Origin of the sequence: Micromonospora sp. KC606, assembly GCF_004348675.1 — a bacterium.
In the GTDB taxonomy this organism is placed as follows: Bacteria; Actinomycetota; Actinomycetes; order Mycobacteriales; family Micromonosporaceae; genus Micromonospora.
In genome coordinates this window covers 1-18,252 of record NZ_SMKN01000118.1, presented here as the reverse complement: position 1 = coordinate 18,252, position 18,252 = coordinate 1, and the positions used below count along the sequence as shown (strand labels likewise).

19 protein-coding genes are annotated in these 18,252 nt (G+C 73.3%); 8 read left to right on the top strand and 11 right to left on the bottom strand.

The features are described from left to right. Positions 1-241: 241 nt before the first annotated feature. Both E1193_RS20565 and E1193_RS20560 read right to left on the bottom strand, forming a co-directional pair. Positions 242-703, bottom strand: coding sequence for a hypothetical protein (locus tag E1193_RS20565; RefSeq protein ID WP_132184820.1), 462 nt, complete (start codon positions 701-703; stop codon positions 242-244). A 38-nt stretch (positions 704-741) separates the two neighbouring features. Then, entirely contained in the window at positions 742-1,416 is a 675-nt protein-coding gene (locus E1193_RS20560) for a hypothetical protein (protein WP_243707807.1), read from the bottom strand. Between the two features lie 58 nt (positions 1,417-1,474). On the opposite strand from E1193_RS20560, the gene E1193_RS20555 reads away from it, so the two are divergent. Further along, a complete protein-coding gene (locus E1193_RS20555; RefSeq protein WP_132184819.1) occupies positions 1,475-2,932 on the top strand; it encodes a PLP-dependent aminotransferase family protein in 1,458 nt (485 codons plus the stop codon). A gap of 122 nt (positions 2,933-3,054) precedes the next feature. Next, positions 3,055-4,365 (top strand): low temperature requirement protein A, encoded by a 1,311-nt coding sequence (locus E1193_RS20550; RefSeq protein WP_243707806.1) that lies wholly within the window; start codon positions 3,055-3,057, stop codon positions 4,363-4,365. A 70-nt stretch (positions 4,366-4,435) separates the two neighbouring features. Here E1193_RS20550 and E1193_RS20545 read toward each other — a convergent pair whose 3' ends face one another. The 3 genes from E1193_RS20545 to E1193_RS33305 all read right to left on the bottom strand — a co-directional run bounded on the left by E1193_RS20545 (position 4,436) and on the right by E1193_RS33305 (position 7,347). Then, positions 4,436-6,262 carry a long-chain fatty acid--CoA ligase gene (locus E1193_RS20545; RefSeq protein ID WP_132184818.1) on the bottom strand — a complete coding sequence of 609 codons (1,827 nt, stop codon included), beginning with the start codon at positions 6,260-6,262 and terminating at the stop codon, positions 4,436-4,438. A gap of 140 nt (positions 6,263-6,402) precedes the next feature. Continuing rightward, complete coding sequence (locus E1193_RS20540) at positions 6,403-7,107, bottom strand: terpene synthase family protein (RefSeq protein ID WP_243707805.1); 705 nt, start codon at positions 7,105-7,107, stop codon at positions 6,403-6,405. Positions 7,108-7,113: 6 nt separating this feature from the next. Continuing rightward, complete coding sequence (locus E1193_RS33305) at positions 7,114-7,347, bottom strand: hypothetical protein (RefSeq protein ID WP_243707804.1); 234 nt, start codon at positions 7,345-7,347, stop codon at positions 7,114-7,116. A 159-nt stretch (positions 7,348-7,506) separates the two neighbouring features. Here E1193_RS33305 and E1193_RS20535 point away from each other — a divergent pair, with 159 nt between their 5' ends. Further along, positions 7,507-8,280, top strand: a complete 774-nt coding sequence (locus tag E1193_RS20535; protein ID WP_132184817.1) for a pectate lyase — start codon at positions 7,507-7,509, stop codon at positions 8,278-8,280. A gap of 141 nt (positions 8,281-8,421) precedes the next feature. Here E1193_RS20535 and E1193_RS20530 read toward each other — a convergent pair whose 3' ends face one another. Next, positions 8,422-9,051: a TIGR03085 family metal-binding protein gene (locus E1193_RS20530; RefSeq protein WP_132184816.1), complete on the bottom strand. Its 630-nt coding sequence runs from the start codon at positions 9,049-9,051 to the stop codon at positions 8,422-8,424. A gap of 159 nt (positions 9,052-9,210) precedes the next feature. On the opposite strand from E1193_RS20530, the gene E1193_RS20525 reads away from it, so the two are divergent. Both E1193_RS20525 and E1193_RS20520 read left to right on the top strand, forming a co-directional pair. After that, complete coding sequence (locus E1193_RS20525; RefSeq protein ID WP_132184815.1) at positions 9,211-11,085, top strand: ABC transporter ATP-binding protein; 1,875 nt, start codon at positions 9,211-9,213, stop codon at positions 11,083-11,085. Between the two features lie 2 nt (positions 11,086-11,087). Next, on the top strand, positions 11,088-12,860 hold the full coding sequence (locus E1193_RS20520) for an ABC transporter ATP-binding protein (RefSeq protein WP_132184821.1): 1,773 nt from the start codon (positions 11,088-11,090) through the stop codon (positions 12,858-12,860). A gap of 60 nt (positions 12,861-12,920) precedes the next feature. On the opposite strand, the gene rpsD is transcribed toward E1193_RS20520, so the two are convergent. Then, positions 12,921-13,532 carry a 30S ribosomal protein S4 gene (rpsD, locus tag E1193_RS20515; protein ID WP_132184814.1) on the bottom strand — a complete coding sequence of 204 codons (612 nt, stop codon included), beginning with the start codon at positions 13,530-13,532 and terminating at the stop codon, positions 12,921-12,923. A gap of 69 nt (positions 13,533-13,601) precedes the next feature. Between rpsD and E1193_RS20510 the strand changes: the two genes are divergently transcribed. Next, positions 13,602-14,354, top strand: coding sequence for a DUF2470 domain-containing protein (locus tag E1193_RS20510; protein WP_132184813.1), 753 nt, complete (start codon positions 13,602-13,604; stop codon positions 14,352-14,354). 31 nt (positions 14,355-14,385) lie between these two features. On the opposite strand, the gene E1193_RS20505 is transcribed toward E1193_RS20510, so the two are convergent. From E1193_RS20505 to E1193_RS20495, 3 genes are read right to left on the bottom strand one after another with little or no spacing between them, the layout of a single operon-like run. Then, positions 14,386-15,009, bottom strand: a complete 624-nt coding sequence (locus E1193_RS20505) for a TetR family transcriptional regulator (protein WP_132184812.1) — start codon at positions 15,007-15,009, stop codon at positions 14,386-14,388. Continuing rightward, complete coding sequence (locus E1193_RS20500; protein WP_132184811.1) at positions 15,006-15,761, bottom strand: ABC transporter permease; 756 nt, start codon at positions 15,759-15,761, stop codon at positions 15,006-15,008. Before E1193_RS20500 ends, E1193_RS20505 begins: the two co-directional genes overlap by 4 nt. Before the next feature lie 45 nt (positions 15,762-15,806). Continuing rightward, entirely contained in the window at positions 15,807-16,550 is a 744-nt protein-coding gene (locus E1193_RS20495; RefSeq protein WP_132184810.1) for an ABC transporter ATP-binding protein, read from the bottom strand. Between the two features lie 110 nt (positions 16,551-16,660). Between E1193_RS20495 and E1193_RS20490 the strand changes: the two genes are divergently transcribed. Next, positions 16,661-17,047: a MerR family transcriptional regulator gene (locus E1193_RS20490; protein WP_132184809.1), complete on the top strand. Its 387-nt coding sequence runs from the start codon at positions 16,661-16,663 to the stop codon at positions 17,045-17,047. After that, positions 17,044-18,024, top strand: a complete 981-nt coding sequence (locus tag E1193_RS20485; protein ID WP_132184808.1) for an aldo/keto reductase — start codon at positions 17,044-17,046, stop codon at positions 18,022-18,024. Before E1193_RS20490 ends, E1193_RS20485 begins: the two co-directional genes overlap by 4 nt. 24 nt (positions 18,025-18,048) lie before the next feature. Here E1193_RS20485 and E1193_RS32010 read toward each other — a convergent pair. Then, positions 18,049-18,252, bottom strand: a 204-nt coding sequence (locus E1193_RS32010; protein ID WP_165945787.1) for a hypothetical protein, incomplete at its 5' end; no start/stop codon positions are given.

Below are 18,252 nucleotides of genomic sequence, written 5' to 3'. Positions count from 1 at the left end.
GCCCTATCCCGTCCGACCCTGCCCCGTCGCACCGTCCGGCCCCGCGCCCGTCCGGCCGCGCTCGCGAGTTGCGGCAAGTGGGGGCGTCCGGGCGGTCGGACACCCCGAAGCGGCGCAAGCAGAGTTGGTCATGAAGGCCGCGAGCAGAGATCAAATTGGTGTAGGTGTAGCTGAGCGTGTCGCGCCGTGAGGGGTGGTGAGCGTGTCGGGCGCCTTGGGCTGGTGAGCGTGTCGGGCCGCCTCAGCGGCCGGACTGGCCCTCGGGCGAGCGGCGCGGAGCGGGAATCGACCTGACCAGGTACTCCTGCACCGCCGCGGCGTGCTCCTGCTCGGGCAGGTGCCACTCGGCGTCGCCGGGCGTGCCGTGCCGGCGGGCCAACACCCCCTGCACGGTGTCCACGGTGGTTCCGAACCCGGCGCGCGGCCTGGTCCGCCAGAGCCGCTCCCCGTCCGGGGTGATCCGGAACCAGCCGTCGCTCACGCTGACCAGCCCGGAGCCGACCAGCCGGCGGACCGCTGTCTCGACGTCCTCCCGGTCGGGGATGCTCTGGTTGAGGTGGTCCGCTGTGGACAGGACGTCAGCGAGCCGGACGCCCTCCGGGCGCCGGGAGTCGACGGCACGGCGGTGCCGCCCCGCGCCGCTCGCGATCACCAGAGACACGAAAATCCAGGCGTCCGTCCACCGCCATGCGTCCACCACCATGCAGGAATGATGCCCGGCGGTGTCGGCGGAGGAAACACCTACTTTCCGCCGGGCACGTCCGCGCAGGTCAGGGCCGGGGTGGCGGGGGTCGTTTCCGGAGCGGCCCGGTGACTGAGGGCGAAGACGGGGATGAACAGCTGGGCCAGCGGGCCGATCGCCAGCGCGTAGCCGACCGTTCCGAGGCCCACGGTGCCGCCGAGCAGGACGCCCGAGGCCAGCACGACCACCTCGATGGCGGTGCGGACCAGCCGCACCGACCAGCCGGGGCGGCGGGCGACCAGCCCGGTCATCAGCCCGTCGCGGGGGCCGGGGCCGAGGTTGGCGCCAAGGTAGAGACCGGTGGCGGCACCGTTGGCGACGATGCCGGTGACCAGCAGCACGACCCGGGCCGGCAGCGGCAGGTCGGCCGGGAGGATGGCCACGGCGGCGTCGACGGCCAGCCCGATCACCACCACGTTGCTGAGCGTGCCGAGGCCCGGCCGCTGTCGCAGCGGGATCCAGAGCAGCAGCACCGTGGCGCCGACCAGGATGCTGGCCGCGCCCACCGACATCCCGGTCTGCCGGGCGAGCCCCTGGTGGAAGACGTCCCACGGGTTCAGCCCGAGCCCGGAGCGGATCATCAACGCCATGCTGACGCCGTAGAGGACCAGGCCGGTGTAGAGCTGGACCAGCCGTCGAACCGGTCGATATCGGAGATTGCCAATCAGCGCCATGCATGCCAATCTAATGGCCAATCCGCACGATAGAAGAACCAATTTAGGGAAGGTGGCCATGACCAGCCAGGTTCGGGGAGCCCAATTAGCCCGGTTGCTGGGGCAGTGGCACGCCCTACCCGGCCGCCGCCGCAATCCGGACTACGCCGCCCTCGCGGCCGCCGTCCGCGGCCTGCTCGCCGACGGCCGGCTCCCGCTCGGGATACGCCTGCCCGCCGAGCGGGAACTCGCCGAGGCGCTGCGGATCAGCCGGACCACGGTCACCGCCGCCTACCGGCAACTCCGCGACACCGGCCACCTCGCCAGCCGACGCGGCGCGGGAAGCTGGACGATGCTGCCGGGCACCCACCGGGTCGCCAGCACCGGGCTGTGGACGCCGCTCGACGACCAGGACATGATCGACCTCGGGGTCGCCGCGCTGGCCGCCCCGCCCCAACTCGTCCCGGCCGCCCGGGCCGCCACCGAGGACCTGTCCCGGTACCTGGGCGGCGCCGGCTACCACCCGACCGGGATCATCGAGCTGCGCGAGGCGGTCGCCCGGTCGTACACCGACCGAGGGCTGCCCACCAGCGCCGAGCAGATCATGGTCACCAGCGGTACCCAGCACGCGCTGGACCTCGTGCTGCGCCTGGCGCTGGCCCCCGGTGGCAGCGTGCTGGTCGAGTCGCCCACCTATCCCAACGCGCTGGCCGCGCTCGCCGCGCGCCGCGCCCGGATCACCACTCACGGCCTGGCCACCGACGGCGTCGGGTGGGATCCGGACCTGCTGCTGGGCAGCATCCGTCAGACGCGCCCCAAGCTGGCCTACCTGATCCCCGACTTCCAGAACCCGACCGGCCACCTGATGCCGGCCGGCCTGAGGGAGCGGGTGGTCGCCACGGCGCACGCCGCCGGCACCGACCTGGTAGTCGACGAGTCCTTCGTGGACCTGCCGCTGGACGGCACCCCGATGCCACCGCCGGTTGCCGCGTACGACCGGCACAGCCGGGTGATCAGCATCGGCGGGATGAGTAAGCCCTACTGGGGCGGGCTGCGGATCGGCTGGGTGCGCGCCTCCGCGCCGCAGGTCCAGCGGCTCGCCGCCGCCCGGGTCGGCGTGGACATGGCCAGCCCGGTGTTGGACCAGCTCGTGGCGGTGCACCTGCTCGCCGACGCCCCGGCCATTGTCGCCGCCCGGCGGGCCCAGCTCGCCGCCCAGCGCGACGCCCTGCTGGAGGTGCTCGCCGCGCGGCTGCCCGACTGGCGGGTGACCGTGCCGGCCGGCGGGGTCACCCTCTGGGCCGAGTTGGACGGCCCGGTCTCCAGTGCGCTGGCCCGCGCCGCCGAGGACGTCGGCGTACGGCTGGCGCCCGGCCCTCGGTTCGGCCTGGACGGCACCCTGGAGCGCTTCCTGCGGCTGCCCTTCACGCTGCCAGCCGCGGATCTGGTGGAGGCGGTGGGCCGGATCGCGGCGGTCCGCTACGACCTGGACCGATCCGCTCGGCGGCAGTGGCGCGAGACCACGGTCATCGCCTGAGAAACACCGTCGAATCGGTTCGGCCACGCTGCCCGGTCGCCCCACCGACGGCGCCGACCACTTCCGACGGGTCCGCCGTCGATCGACGGCCCGACCGGCGGCGTCGCTGCGAGACTGCCGGTGTGGAGAGCGGGCGCCGAAGGGGGACGCGCGGGCTGCGACGCGGTGCGCCCGGCTCGCGCACCAACCGACTGGAGCTCTTCTACGACCTGGTCTTCGTCTTCGCCTTCCTCACCGTCACCAACCTCACGTCGAGCCTGGCGACCGCGCCGAACCTGTTCGGCGCAATGCTGGTGCTGGCGCTGCTCTGGTGGTGCTGGACCGGCTTCGCCGGGCTCGGCAACGCGGTCCGCGCGGACCAGGGCGTCATGCCGATGGTCGGCTTCGTCACCGCTGCCGCCACCTTCCTGCTCGCGCTGAGCATGCCCGGGGCGTTCCGCGACGGGCCCGGCGGCGTCAACGGCCCGCTCTTCTTCGCCGGCTGTTACTTCGTGGTCCGCGCCGCCCAGCTCGGGGTCTTCGGCTGGCTGCACCGCGCCGACCGGGCGCGGCTGCGCCGCTGGGCCTTGCTCGCCGTGCTGCCGGTGGTCTCCACCGGGCTGCTGGTCGTCGCCGCGTTGGTGCCGCCGCGGGTCGCCGAGGGCGCCACCCAGGGGTGGATCCGGTTGTGTCTCTGGCTCGCGGCCCTGTCCATCGAGTACGTCGGAGGAGTCACGCTCGGCCGGGCGTACTGGGTGGTGGTCTCCGCCGGGCACTGGGCGGAGCGACACGCGCTGATTGTGCTGGTCGCGCTCGGCGAGTCGATCATCGCACTGGGGTTCGGCCCGAAGTTCGTCACCGAACTGCCGCTCACCTGGCCGGTGGTGGTCGCCGCGTTGCTCGGCGTCGCGGTGGCCTCGGCACTGTGGTGGGCGTACTTCGACACCCTGGCCCTGGCGGTCGAGCAGACGCTGCACCGGACCCGCGAGCCGACCGCGCGGCGTCGGTTGGCCCGGGACGCGTACACGTACCTGCACCTGCCGATGATCGCCGGCATCATCTTTTTCGCCCTGGGCCTGGAGGACCTGCTGGCCGAGGCGGCGGCCCCGGGCGCACCTGCCTGGGGGCCGCCGCTGGGCTGGTTCTGGATCGTGGTGCTCTGGGGTGGGGTGGGGGTCTACCTGCTCAGTCTCGTCGCCTGCGGGCTGCGGGCGCTGCACGTGCTCCGGTGGCCGTCGCTCGTGGCTGTGCTGCTGCTCGTCGTGCTCGCCCCGGTCGGCGCCGGGCTGCCGGAACTGGTGGCGTTGGCGGTGCTGGCGGTGGTCTGCGTCGCCACAGCCGTCGCGCAGACCCTGACCGACGGCGAGTTGCGCCGTGAGGTCCGGCGGGCGGCGCTGGAGGAGGAGCGTGTCACCGAGGCCGAGCACACCCGCTGGCGCGGCCGGCACCTCTGAGCGGCGGCGCCGCACCGCCGGGGGTGGGGGTGGCCGTGCCCCGAGCCGTGGGCCCGGCCACCCCAACCGGTCAGATCTCGGCCAGCGTGCCCTCGTACATCTTGTCGATCTCGGCGGCGAAGTTGCTCTCCACGCCCCGCCGCTTGATCTTCAACGACGGGGTGATCTCGCCATGCTCGATGGTCAGATCGCGCGGCAGGATGGCGACCTTCTTGATCGTCTCCCACCGGTTGAGCCGGGCGTTGAGCTGCGCGACGTACTCCTCGACCATGGCCTGCGCCTGCGGGGAGGCGACGATCTCGGCGTAGTCGCGGCCCTCCAGCGGGCCGCCGGCCGCCCAGCCCTTGATCGCGTCCGGGTCCAGGGTGACCAGCATGGTGCAGTAGTTGCGGGCCTGCCCGATCACGACCGCCTGGGAGGTGTACGGGCAGACCGCCTTGAACATGCCCTCGATGTGCGACGGCGCGATGTACTTGCCGCCGGAGGTCTTGACCAGATCCTTCTTCCGGTCGGTGATGCGCAGGTAGCCGTCGTCGTCGAGGCTGCCGATGTCGCCGGTGCGGAAGAAACCGTCCTCGGTGAACACGGCGGCCGTCTCCCCGGGGAGGTTGTGGTAGCCGCGCATCACCGGCCCGCCCCGCAGCAGGATCTCCCCGTCGGTGTCGGTTCGGCACTCCAGGTCGCCCAACGCCTGCCCGACGGTGCCGATCCGGTTCGCCTGCGGCCGGGCGACGAACGCGCCGGCGCTGGTCTCGGTGAGGCCGTACCCCTCGCAGATGGGCAGGTTGGCGGCGGCGAAGAAGGTGGCGATCTCCGGGCTCAGCGGCGCGGCGCCGGAGACCAGCACCCGGATCCGCCCGCCGAGGCGGGCCTGGAGCTTGCTGAACACCAGCTTCTCGGCCAGCGCGTACTTGAGCCTCAGCCCGGCCGGGAGCGGCTTGCCGGCCTGCTCCAGGGCGACCTTCTCCTTGCCGACCGCGACAGCCCAGGCGAAGATCTTGGCCTTGGCGCCGCCGGCGTCCCGGGCCGTGGTGACCGCCTTGTTGTAGACCTTCTCGAAGACCCGCGGCGCCCCGCACATCAGCGTGGGCCGGACGATGCTCAGCATGTCGACCAGCTTCTCCACCCGCCCGTCGACGTAGGTGGGCAGGCCGACGTGGGTCGCCCCGCAGAGCAGCGTCTTGCCGAACGAGTGGGACAGCGGCAGCCAGAGGTACTGCAGGTCGTCCTCGCGCAGCAGCCCGACGTCGGACTGTGCCACGCCCTCCCAGCACCAACCGCCGTGCAGCAGCTCGACGCCCTTGGGTCGGCCGGTGGTGCCGGAGGTGTAGATCAGGGTGGCCAGGTGGTCCGGGCCGATCGGGGCGACCAGCCGCTCGATCAGGCCCGGGTCCGCCGCGAGGGCCTGCCGACCCCGCTGCTCCAACTCGGCCAGGGTGAGCTGGGGCACGGCGGCGGCCGGGTCGGGCACCCCGTCGAGCAGGACCACGTGGGTCAGCGCCGGCAGGTCCGCGCCCGCGATCTTCGCGGCCTGGGTCGGGTCTTCGGCGAACAGTACGCGGGACCTGGAGTCGGCGATGATGTACGCCGCGTCCTCCGGTTCGGTGGTCGGGTACACCGTGGTGGTGGCGCCACCGGCGCACATGATGCCGAAGTCGGCGATCACCCAGTCGAGTCGGGTGTTGGCCAGGATCGCCACGGGATCCTCCAGGCCGACACCCAGCCCGTGCAGGCCGGCGGCGACCGCCTGGGCCCGCTGACCGACCTGTTCCCAGGTGAGCCACACCGGCCCGGAGTCGTCCGCGTTGGGGTGGGCGAAAGCGTGGCGGTCCGGTGTCGCGGCCACGCGCTTGAGGAACATATCGGGGATCGAACGGTACGGTATATCGAGAGCCATCGCTTTGAGCCGCCTTCAGGGGGTGGAAGACGTGACGGGGGTCACGTCGCTCTGCGGTTACCGAAGAGTATTGCCTGCACCCGGGGGTCGGCTAGCCCTCAAAACTCTGAGGCGACCGAGTCCCGGGACGGGACAGGGAATCAGGCGTACCCGTCCGCCCGCGACGACCAGTCGTAGGTGCCCCGGATCCAGGCCCGCCGGGCGGCGAGGAAGGAGGCCAGCGCCGGGTCGGCGGCCAGTGCGCTGTCCCAGGCGAGATACCGGGTCAACCCCTCGTTGAACCGGTTCGCCGCGACCCGGAAGGCGCTCTCCGCGTCCAGCCCGGCCTGCGCCGCGATCACGGTGACCAGGTTCTGCGCGTCGGATCCCGCCTGCCGCTCCTTGCGGTGTGAGAACAGGTCGTTGCACCAGCAGACCAGATCCGCGGTGAGGTCGTCGAGGGCGAGCACCTCCGGCGCGCTCCGCCGGCCCGCTCCGGGCTGCCGGTCGTACGCCAGGTCGGTCAGGGTGAGGCTGGGCCGGGCGCCTCCGGTGTGCCGCCGCATCTGCACGTACTCGGCCAGCCCCGGCACCCGCCGGCGTTCCCGGTTGGCCGCCTCCCACAGCAGGGCGAGCAGGTACTCCCGCAGTTGGCTGACCAGTCGCAGCAGCAGGGTCGGCCGGTGCTGGTCGCGGACCCGTCGGCAGATGTCGGCCAGCGCCAGCCCGAGCGTGCCGGCGGCGCCCGGCGGCTGCTTGTCCGGCCCGCCGAGCCGGTCGAGCACGTCCAGCAGGGCGGCGACGATCGGGGCGAGCCGGGTTGCCGCTTCGCCGAGGCCGTCCTCGTCGCAGGCGTCGTCCACCACGAACAATCAGGTGATCAGGTCGGTTAGCAGCCGGAGTCGGTCGAGCGGGGCCGCCGGGCAGGTCCGGCCGGCGAGTTTCGCCGCGGCAGCCCGGCGCAGTCGGCGTTGCCGGGGCCCGTCGTCGACCAGGCCGAGGCGTCCTGCCCAGTCCAGGCTCTGAGCCGCAACCTCGTCGGTGCCCGGATGTCGGGCCGCGACGAAGGGAGGCTCGTGCAGTGCCGACATGGCGGTGCTGCGCATGGTGGCCCCCTGTCCGGCCGATTCGGGGGTCGGTGCGCAGCGGTGCTTCCGGGCCGGCGTCTCGTCGGGGTCTGATCCCGCGAAGACCCCTTCCCGTACTCCTGTCCGACGGCCTCCCGGTGGTGCCGGGCGGACCGGAACCGAGAAAGGGTGTACCTGATGACGCAGTACGAACGTGGCCGCTGGTGGGCCGCAGGGGTGGTGGCGGTGGGGCTCGCCGCCGCCGCGGCGACCACCGCGATCGCCTCCGCCGGCACCGCTCCGCCGGTCGCCGGCAACGAGACGGTGCGCACCACCATCAAGGTGACCGGCGTGTTCGACGGTGCCAACAAGCAGTTCGTCGGCAGCGGCGCCCTCGGTGACGGCGGTCAGGACGAGAACCAGAAACCGCTGTTCGAGCTGGCCGACGGCGCGGTGCTGGAGAACGTGATCATCGGTGCGCCCGCCGCCGACGGCGTGCACTGCACGGGTAGCTGCACGCTACGCAACGTCTTCTGGGAGGACGTGGGCGAGGACGCCGCGACCTTCCGTGGCAGCAACGCCACGGTGCGGATCATCGGCGGCGGCGCGGCGAACGCCGACGACAAGATATTCCAGGACAACCGGGCTGGTGGCGGCTCGGTGACCATCCGCGACTTCCAGGTCGACGACGCGTTCGGCAAGCTCTACCGCTCCTGCGGCAACTGCAGGACCCAGGCCGCCCGCTCGGTCATCCTGAGCAACATCACGGTGACCGGCAGGGGCGGCGTCCTGGTCGGCATCAACACCAACCTCGGTGACACCGCGAAGCTCGACGGCATCCGTTTCACCGGTGTCGGCAAGGCGGGCCTCTGCGACCTCTTCGAGGGCAACGACACCGGCAGGGAGCCGAAGAAGATCGGCTCCGGCCCGAACAACACCACCTGCGTCGCCACCAACGTCAGGGGCGGCTGACTCCGGCGCCCGGCCGGGCAGGACGCGGACGGCGCGAGCCGCCGCCGACCGGATCAGCAGGACGCGGAGTAGTCGCCGGACGGGTCCCCCGCTCACGATCGTGGCGGGGCCGGGGCGGACCGTCCAATCGCGTGGTCGGGTTCAGAGGCCGAGGCGGGCGGCGCGGAGTCTCTCGGCGGCGGCGGGCGGGCCGTCGACCTGGACCCGGGCCACCCGCTGCCGCCCGGAGAGGAACAACGCCAACTCACCCGGGCATCCCACCAGTCGAAGGCGGTCGCCGCCCCGGCCCACGGCCAACTCCCCGTACCCGAGGGCCTGTACCAGCAGGTCCGCCGGGTACCGGCGTAGCGCCGCCCGGGCCAGCAGGGCGACTCGCTGCCACAACCGGCCCTGAAGGTCGGACGGCAGGTCGCGGGGCTGCCAGCCCGGCCGGGCCCGGCGGACGTCCTCGTGGTGGATGAAGAACTCCAGGGTGTTGGCCAGCTCGTCGGTGAGCGGGTTGCTCAGCGGGCTCCACACCGGCGGCCGGCGGACCTGCCCGACCAGCGCCGCCCAGGGACGCGCGGCGATCCGCAGGCGCACCCGCTCGGCGTACCCGCGCAACGGCGACAGCAGGATGCCGCCCGCCGCGTCCGGTCTGCGCTCGCGCAGCACCAGGTGCGCGGCCAGGTCACGGGTCGTCCACCCCTCGTTGACCGTCGGCGCGTCCGGGCCCCGCTCCAGCATCAGGTCGGCGAGCGCCTCGCGCTCCGATCGGGCGTACCGCGGCATGAGGACGATGGTAGGCCCGTCCGCCGGACCCGGCGCGCCGGGCGTCTCCAAGGCGGCGAGCCGGCACACGTGACGGCGGACATACCGCGTGCGGTCGGCGGGGCTGGCCCCGACCGGTAAGGATGAGGGGTCGGAAAGCGGCGCACGGCGGGGGAGAGCGTGGCGAGCGGGACGAGTCGAGACGTCATCGGGCGGGGTCTGTCGGTCCTCGGCCGGGCGATCCGGGAACAACCACGCATCTTCGCGGTGGCCGTGACGGGCAGCGTGCTCTTCGGCCTCATGGTGATCGCGAGCGCGTACGTGGTGGGCGCGGTGGTCGGCGAGGTGGTGGTGCCGGCGATCGCCCGCGGGTCCGTCCCGGCCGGCACGCTCGCCCTGGCCGCGGTGGCGCTGTTCGGCATCAGCGTGCTGCGGGTGGTGGGCATCTTCGGTCGACGCCTCGGCGCCGGCTACATGCAGTTCCGCCTCCAGGCCGACTACCGCCGCCGGGTCACCCGCCGTTACCTCGACCTGCCGCTGGCCTGGCACCAGCGCAACGCCACCGGCACGTTGCTGTCCAACGCCAACTCCGACGTGGAGGCCGCCTGGTTCCCCATCGCCCCGCTGCCCTTCGCTGTGGGCACCCTGGTCATGCTGGTCGGCGCGATCGTCTCGCTCTTCGTCACCGACTGGCCGCTCGCGCTGGTCGGCCTCGCGGTCTTCCCGGCGCTCTTCGCGCTCAACGTGGTCTACTCCCGACGGATGGCCCCCCGGCAGGCGCGGGCGCAGCGGTTGCGCGCCGAGGTCAGCGGCATCGCCCACGAGAGCTTCGACGGCGCCCTGGTGGTCAAGACGATGGGGCGGGAAGCACACGAGACCGCCCGCTTCGCCGCCCGCGCCGGGGAACTGCGCGACGCGCTGATCTCCGTCGGCCGGCTGCGGGGCGTCTTCGACCCGATGCTGGAGACCCTGCCCAGCCTCGGCACCCTGGCCGTGCTGGTGGTCGGGGCGTTCCGGCTACGCTCCGGCGCGATCAACGTCACCGAGTTGGTCAGCGTGGCCTTCCTCTTCACCGTGCTGGCCTTTCCGGTGCGCGCCATCGGCTGGGTGCTGGCCGAGCTGCCGCGCAGCGTCGCCGGCTGGGACCGGGTCCGGCGGGTCCTGGACGCCACCGGCGAGATGCCGTACGGCGAACGTCGCCTCGACCCGACGAACCCGACGCCGGCCACGCTCGCCTTCCACGACGTGCACTTCGGTTACGAGCCGGCCGAGGCGCACCTGCCCGGCGCCGAGGTGCTCGGCGAGGTCTCCTTCACGGTTCCGGCCGGGAAGACGGTCGCCCTGGTCGGCCCGACCGGCGCCGGCAAGTCGACCGTCGCCGCCCTCGCGGCACGCCTGGTCGACCCGCGCGCCGGCACGGTCACCCTGGACGGCGTCGACGTCCGCGAGCTGCGCGCCGACACCCTGGCCTCGAACGTGGCCCTGGTCGCCCAGGTGCCGTTCGTCTTCGACGACACGGTACGGGCCAACATCACCCTGGACCGGCCGGGCATCGGCGACGACGACGTGTGGGCGGCGTTGCGGCTGGCCGAGGCGGACGGCTTCGTGGCCGCGCTCCCCGAAGGGCTGGACACCATGGTCGGCGAGCGGGGCACCTCGCTCTCCGGCGGGCAGCGGCAGCGGCTCACCCTGGCCCGGGCGCTGGCCGGGCGGCCCCGCCTGCTGGTGCTCGACGACGCGACGAGCGCGGTCGACCCCCGGGTGGAGGCGGCCATCCTGGCCGGGTTGCGCGCCCCGACCGATGGCCGGGCCGCCGCGTCGATCCTGGTCGTCGCGTACCGCCGGGCCACCATCGCGCTCGCCGACGAGGTGGTCTACCTGGAGCAGGGGCGGGTGCTGGCCCGGGGTACGCACAGCGAGTTGCTGGCCGCCGTCACCGGGTACGCCGAGCTGGTCACCGCGTACGAGCAGGCCGAGCAGGAACGCGAGCAGCAGCGCGGTTACGACGAGGTCAGCCCGTTGACCTCCGGCCTGGAGATCGAGGTGGACCGGTGAGCGTGGCGGCGGAACCCGTGGAGAAGAGCGAGTCGACCTGGCGGACGCTGCGCCGGGGGCTCGCCCTCTCCCCGGAGCTGAGGACCGGGCTGGTCGGCACGCTCGTGCTGGCCCTGGTCTACATGGTCGGGCGGGTGGCGGTGCCGGTGGCGGTGCAACGCGGCATCGACGGCGGGATCGTCGGCGGTCTCGACCTGGGCGTGGTCTGGAGGGTCGTCGGCGTGACCGTCGCCGTGCTGGTGGTGACCACCGCCTGCGGCTACCTGATGATGCGCCGGCTGTTCACGGTCAGCGAGACCGCACTGGCCAACGTCCGCACCCGTGCCTTCCGGCACGTGCACGACCTGTCGATGCTGCACCAGCAGTCCGAGCGGCGCGGGTCGCTGGTCTCCCGGGTCACCAGCGACGTCGACCAGATCACCCAGTTCCTCCAGTGGGGCGGTGTGATCCTGCTCGTCAACCTCGGCCAGCTCGTGGTCACCACCGCGGTGATGCTGGCGTACTCCTGGCAGTTGACGCTGGTGGTGCTCGGCGCCTTCGCACCGGCGGTGCTGCTCATCCGGGTCCTCCAGCAGCGCCTCGGTGCGGCCTACGGCGTGGTGCGGCAGCGGATGGGCACCCTGCTCGGCGCGATCGGCGAGAGTGTCGTCGGCGCGTCGGTGATCCGGGCGTACGGCATCGCGGGGCGCACCGCCCGGCGGCTGGACAGCGCGATCGAGGGGCAGCAGAAGGCCCAGCAGCGGGCTATCAGGATCAGCATCATGGGCAGTTCGGTGGGGGAGCTGGCGGCCGGTCTGGCGCTGGCCGGCGTCGTGGTCGTCGGTGTCACCCTGGGCGCCGACCGCACCCTGTCCATCGGCCAGCTCACCGCCTTCCTGTTCCTGGTCACGCTCTTCATCCAGCCGGTGCAGATCGCCACCGAGGTGCTCAACGAGGCGCAGAACGCGATCGCCGGCTGGCGCCGGGTGCTCGACGTCCTCGACGTCGCCCCCGACGTGGCCGACCCGGGCGCGCAGGGGCGGGAGCTGCCGCCCGGTCCGCTGGACATCCGGTTCGCCGGGGTGACCTTCGCCTATCCGGGCGGCCCGCCGGTGCTGCACGACGTCACCCTGGACATCCCGGCGAAGAGTCGGGTCGCGGTGGTCGGCGAGACCGGCAGCGGCAAGACCACCTTCGCCAAGCTGCTCACCCGGCTGATGGACCCGACCGCGGGCGAGGTGCTGCTCTCCGGGGTGCCGCTGCACCGGGTCCGGTTCGACTCGCTGCGTTCCAGGGTGGTGATGGTGCCGCAGGACGGCTTCCTGTTCGACGCCACGGTCGGGGACAACGTCCGTTTCGCCCGCCCCGAGTTGACCGACGACCAGCTCACCGTCGCCTTCTCCGAGCTGGGGCTGGCGGACTGGCTGGACGGGCTGCCGTCGGGCCTGGAAACCCCGGTCGGGGAGCGGGGCGAGGCGCTGAGCGTGGGGGAGCGGCAACTGGTCGCGCTGGCCCGGGCGTACGTGGCCGACCCGGACCTGCTGGTGCTGGACGAGGCCACCAGCGCCGTGGACCCGGCCACCGAGGTCCGCCTGCAACGCACTCTCGACGCCGTCACCCGGGGCCGCACGACCCTGGCCATCGCGCACCGGCTCTCCACCGCCCAGGCCGCCGACGAGGTGGTCGTGGTGGACCGGGGCAGGATCGTGCAGCGCGGGCCGCACGACGAACTGGTCGGCGACCCGGAGTCGGTCTACGGCCTGCTCTTCGCCTCCTGGCTGGAGCAGACCCGCTAGGCCGGGGTGGAGATCCGGCCCGGCGGGATCGGCCGGGGCCGGCCCGGGTCGGGCCGGGCCTCACCGCGAGTAGTACTCGACCACCAGTTGCTCGTCGCAGATCACCGGCACCTCGTGCCGGGCCGGCTCGCGCAGCAGGATGACCCGCAGACCGGGCAGGTCGGCCGAGAGGTACGGCTGCCCGGGCCCCTCGGCGGCGTTCGCCCCGGTGGCCGCGAGCCGGAACGGCAGCCGCTCGCGGCTGCGCTCCCGTACGGCCACCACCTGGCCCGGCCGCAGCCGGTACGAGGGCCGGTCGACCTTGCGCCCGTCGACGGAGAGGTGTCCGTGGGCGACGAGCTGCCGGGCCTGGTAGATGCTGCGGGCCAGCCCGGCGCGGTGCACCACGGCATCGAGCCGGCGTTCCAGGAGCGCGACGAGGCTTTCACCGGTCTTGCCGGCGGCCCGCGCGGCCTCGTCGAAGGCCCGGCGGAGCTGGACCTCGCTGACGTTGTACTGGTGCCGCAGCCGCTGCTTCTCCAACAGTCGCACCTGGTAGTCGGAGGTGCGTCGGCGGGCGCGTCCGTGCACGCCGGGCGGGTAGGGGCGGCGTTCGACGTAGCGGACGCACTTGCGGGTCAGCGGGATGCCGAGGGCGCGGGACAGGCGGGCCTTGGGGCGGGGGTGGTTCACGGTGGACGTCTCCGCTCGGGTGTTCTAGGGTGCGACTTAGGTAAGCCTAACCTATGCTGGAGGTGTCCGATGGGACCGAGCCCCGCCGAGATCGTTCGCACTCTGGTCGCGGGCCGGCTCCCCGGCCTGGTGCACCTCGCCCACCGACCCGGGCCGTTCCACGTCCGGCACGCCACGGACGTCGACGGCCGGGTGCTGATGCTCGTGCCGGTGGTCAGCGACCTCGCCGCCGAGCTGGCCCCGGATCCGGCCGACGATGTGGCCGTGGTGCTGGACGTGCTGGACCTGCCCCCGGCCGCGGGCGCGCCGTCGCTCGGCCGGGCCTGGGTGTCCGGCTGGGCGGCGCCGCTGACCGGCGCGGAGGCCCGCGCCGCGGCGGCGGACTTCGCCGCGGTGGACCCGACCGGCGACCTGCTCGACGTCGGCACCCGGTTCCGGCTGCACCGCTTCGAGGTGGTCGAGGCCCGGCTGGAGAGCGCCGGCGTGCACCGCATCGACCCGGCGGAGTACGCCGCCGCCGCACCGGACCCGCTGCACCCGGTCGAGGCCGCGCTGCTGGCCGACCTCGCCGACCACCACGGCCCCGAGGTGGCCGGATACCTGCGCCGGCAGCTCGATCTGACCGGCGGCGAGCCGCGCGTGGTGCGACTGGACCGGCACGGCCTGGTGGTGGCCTACGGCGGACCGGGCGCCCGGCGGCGTGCCCGGCTGGCCTTCCCCCGGCCGGTGGCGGACGTGGCGGAGCTGTCCCGGCTGCTGCACCCGATGCTCTGCCGCCACGCGGTGGCCGCCCGCCGCGGTGACCGGCCGCCGGCACGGTAGAAGGCCGCGACAACGTGGCCGGTCCTAGCTTTCAGCCGCTCCGGCTCCGGGCGGATCCCTGGTCCAACTCGCCGGTGAGGTAGCGCTGCACGGTGGGGCCGACCGCGGTGACCAGGGCCTCCGGGGCGGCGGAGGCGACCGGCTCCAGCCGGACGACATACCTCATCATGGCCAGCCCGATCATCTGGGAGGCCACCAGCGAGCCGCGCAGCGGCAGCTCGGCGGGGTCGACCGCCAGTTGATCGAGCACCCGGCGCAGCACCTGGGTGACCAGGAACTCGCGCAGCAGCCGGGCCGTCCACTCGTTGGCGACCGCCGAGCGGAGCAGGGCCACCGCCGCCGCGCCGGCCGGCGAGTCCCACACCGTGAGGAACATCCGGACCAGCCGTTCGCCCACCCCGTCGACGTCACCGGCCAGCACGGCGGGGAGCAACTGCGCCGGGTCCACCGGAATGTCGACGGTGGCTCGGAAGAGCTGCTCTTTGGTGCCGAAGTAGTGGTGCACCAACGCCGGGTCGACGCCCGCGGCCGCCGCGATCACCCGGATGGAGGCCGCGTCGAAGCCACGTTCGGCGAAAGCCGTGCGGGCCGCCGCGAGGATCGCCTCCCGGGTGTCCGGGTTGCCCGGCCGCCGGCCGGTGCGTCGCGGGCTCATCCGCTGCGCCGCCGCAGGGTCGCCGCCGCCAACACCAGGGCCATCACGGCCGCGCCGGCCACGATCGCCACGTCCCGCCACATCGTGCCGGTCGGCTCGGCGTGCGCGCCGACCTCCTGCAGGGCCTCGACCGCGTACGACAGGGGCAGCACGTCGCTGACCGCCTGGAGCCAGCCAGCCATCTCCCCGCGCGGCACGAACAACCCGCAGAGCAGCAGTTGCGGCAGCACCACCACCGGCATGAACTGCACCGCCTGGAACTCGGTGCGGGCGAAGGCGCTGCACAGCAGGCCGAGCGCGACCGCCAGCACCGCGCTCACCGCGGCGATCAGGACGACCAGCCAGGCGCTGCCGGCGGTCTCCAGGTCGAACAGCCCGTACGCCGCGGTCGAGGCGATCGCGGCCTGCGCCGCGCCGGCCAGGCCGAACGCGATGCCGTAGCCGAAGAGCAGGTCGAGCTTGCCCAGCGGGGTGGTGAGCAGGCGCTCCAGTGTCCCCGTGGTGCGTTCGCGGAGCATCGCGATGCTGGTCACCAGGAACATGATGATGAACGGGAAGAAGCCGAGCATCACCAGGGCCACCCGGTCGAAGAACGACGGCTGTCCGGGCGGGGTGGGTCGGTCGACGTACATGAAGTGGACCAGGGTGAGCAGCGCGGTCGGCACCACCACGAGCAGCGCCACGGTGCGCCGGTCGTGCCGCAGTTGACGCAGGATGCGCCCGGTGGTGACGGCCAGGATCCTCGGGTTCACGGGGTGTCTCCCTTCGTTCGCGGCCGCGCGGCTCGTCGGCCCGGCTCACTGCTCGCGCGCATCGGTCCGCCCTCCTCGGGCCTCGCTCGTGCGGATCAACCGCAGGAACGCCTCCTCCAGGTCGTCGACGCCGGTGCGGGCGCGAACCCCGTCCGGGGTGTCGTCGGCGACCAGCCGGCCCTGCCGGATCAGCAGCAGCCGGTCGCAGCGGGCCGCCTCGTCCATCACGTGGCTGGAGACCAGCAGGGTCGTGCCGGTCGCGGCCAGCGCGTGGAACCGGGCCCACAGATCGGCCCGCAGGACCGGATCCTGCCCGACGGTCGGCTCGTCGAGGACGATCAGCTCCGGCTCGCCGACCAGGGCGCAGGCCAGCGAGGCCCGGCTTCGCTGCCCGCCCGAGAGGGTGCCGACCAGCTGGGTGGCCGCCCCGCCCAGCCCGACCTCGGCCACGGCCCGGTCGGCGTCGGTTGCCCGCCGGCCGTGCAGAGCCGCGAAGTAGCGGGCGTTCTCCCGCACGGTCAGGTCGGCGTAGACGCTCGGTGCCTGGGTCAGGTAGCCGACCCGACGCCGCAGCGGCGCCGCGCCGGCCGGCTGACCCAGCACGGTCACGCTGCCGCCGCCGATCACCTGCACCCCCACCACCGCGCGCATCAGCGTTGTCTTGCCGCTGCCGCTGGGGCCGAGCAGCCCGGTCACCGAGCCGCGCGGTACGGCGCAGCTGATGCCGTGCAGCACCCGTCGTCGACCGCGGTCGACCACCAGGTCGCGGATCGTGATCGCGTCCTGCACCGTCCACCTCCGCCAGAAACTCATCATCTGTTGAACTCAACGGTAGATGAGTTCTTGGTCCGTGCGCAACGGTTGACTTCGAGCGCACTCGAACTGGAAGCCTGGTGGCCGTGGACATCGGTACACGGGAACGAGGGCTGTCCGTCGGCGAGGCGGCGGCCCGGGTCGGCCTGACCACCTACACCTTGCGCTGGTACGAGCAGGAGGGCCTGGTCGCCCCGGTGGGCCGGGACTCCGCCGGCCGGCGCCGGTACAGCGATACGGACCTGGTCTGGCTCGGCCTGCTCACCCGGCTGCGCCGGACCGGGATGCCGGTGCGCGACATGCGTCGGTACGCCGAGCTGGCCCGGCTGGGGGACCGGACGCTGGGCGCGCGGCGGGCGTTGTTCGAGGAGCACCGGCTCCGGGTACTGGCTCGGATGGCCCAACTGGAGGAGGACCTGAAGGTGCTGGACTACAAGATTGACATCTACCGCAGGGCCGAGGATGGGCGATGATCCGCCGACGGATGGGGGCCGGCGGACCCGAGGTCTCCGCCATCGGGCTGGGCTGCATGGGCATGAGCCACGGCTATGCCGGCCGCGACGACGCCGAGTCGACCCGTACCCTGCACCGCGCCCTCGACCTGGGCGTCGACCACCTCGACACCGCCGACATGTACGGCTTCGGCGCCAACGAGCGGCTGCTCGCCCCGGTGGTGCGGGCCCGCCGCGACGAGGTCTTCCTGGCCACCAAGTTCGGCAACCGCGCCGGTGCGGCCGGCACCTACGTCGACAGCGGCGCCGCCTGGGCCCGCGCGGCCTGCGACGCCTCGCTGGACCGGCTCGGTGTCGACACCATCGACCTGTACTACCTACACCGGCGCGACCCGGCCACGCCGATCGAGGAGACGGTGGACGCGATGGTCGACCTCGTCCGGGCTGGCAAGGTGCGGCTGCTCGGCCTGTCGGAGGTCAGCCCGGCCACCCTGCGCGCCGCGCACGCCGTGCACCCGATCGCGGCCGTGCAGATGGAGTACTCCCTGTTCACCCGGGACGTGGAGGGGGAGATGCGGGACGCCTGCCGGGAGCTGGGGGTGGCCCTGGTGGCCTACTCGCCGGTGGGGCGAGGGCTGCTCACCGGCGCGATCACCGGCCGGGACCAGCTCGCCGCCGACGACTGGCGGGCCGGTGTCCCGAGGTTCGCCGAGGGCAACCTCGACGCCAACCTCAGGCTCGTGGAGGCGGTCCGCGAGGTGGCCCGGGAGATCGGCTGCACCCCCGCCCAGGCGGCGCTGGCCTGGCTGCTGGCCCAGGGGGAGGACGTCCTGCCCATCCCCGGCACCAAGCGGGTGCGCTGGCTGGAGGAGAACGTGGCGGCGGCCGACCTGCGGCTCGCCGCCGAGCAGCAGGCCCGGTTGCGCGCGGCGGTGCCCGTCGAGGCGGTCGCCGGCGAAAGGTACCCGGAGGCAGCAATGCGAATGGTCGGGCACTAGCCTTCGGAGCGGACACCATGTCCGTCAACGGGCATTGCGGCCCGTATCGCCGTGCGGCAGGATGGCGAAGTGGATCACGGGCCGCTGCCAGAAAGCGCTTTCCTGCACGACTGGACGACCAGGCTCCGCGCCGCCGCCGAGCGGCCCGTGGTCGGCATCCTGCTCCGCGGTAGCCACGCCCGCCGAGCCGCCACCGCGCACAGCGACGTCGACCTCGACGTGCTCGTC

Excerpts from the sequence above, each read along its gene's own strand:
- E1193_RS20555 (WP_132184819.1), top strand. The coding sequence starts at position 1,475 with ATGACCAGCCAGGTTCGGGGAGCCCAATTAGCCCGGTTGCTGGGGCAG.
- E1193_RS20510 (WP_132184813.1), top strand. The coding sequence starts at position 13,602 with ATGGGACCGAGCCCCGCCGAGATCGTTCGCACTCTGGTCGCGGGCCGG.
- E1193_RS20505 (WP_132184812.1), bottom strand. The coding sequence starts at position 15,009 with ATGAGCCCGCGACGCACCGGCCGGCGGCCGGGCAACCCGGACACCCGG.
- E1193_RS20560 (WP_243707807.1), bottom strand. The coding sequence starts at position 1,416 with ATGGCGCTGATTGGCAATCTCCGATATCGACCGGTTCGACGGCTGGTC.
- E1193_RS20545 (WP_132184818.1), bottom strand. The coding sequence starts at position 6,262 with ATGGCTCTCGATATACCGTACCGTTCGATCCCCGATATGTTCCTCAAG.
- E1193_RS20565 (WP_132184820.1), bottom strand. The coding sequence starts at position 703 with ATGGTGGTGGACGCATGGCGGTGGACGGACGCCTGGATTTTCGTGTCT.
- E1193_RS33305 (WP_243707804.1), bottom strand. The coding sequence starts at position 7,347 with ATGCGCAGCACCGCCATGTCGGCACTGCACGAGCCTCCCTTCGTCGCG.
- E1193_RS20530 (WP_132184816.1), bottom strand. The coding sequence starts at position 9,051 with ATGCCGCGGTACGCCCGATCGGAGCGCGAGGCGCTCGCCGACCTGATG.
- E1193_RS20535 (WP_132184817.1), top strand. The coding sequence starts at position 7,507 with ATGACGCAGTACGAACGTGGCCGCTGGTGGGCCGCAGGGGTGGTGGCG.
- E1193_RS20485 (WP_132184808.1), top strand. The coding sequence starts at position 17,044 with ATGATCCGCCGACGGATGGGGGCCGGCGGACCCGAGGTCTCCGCCATC.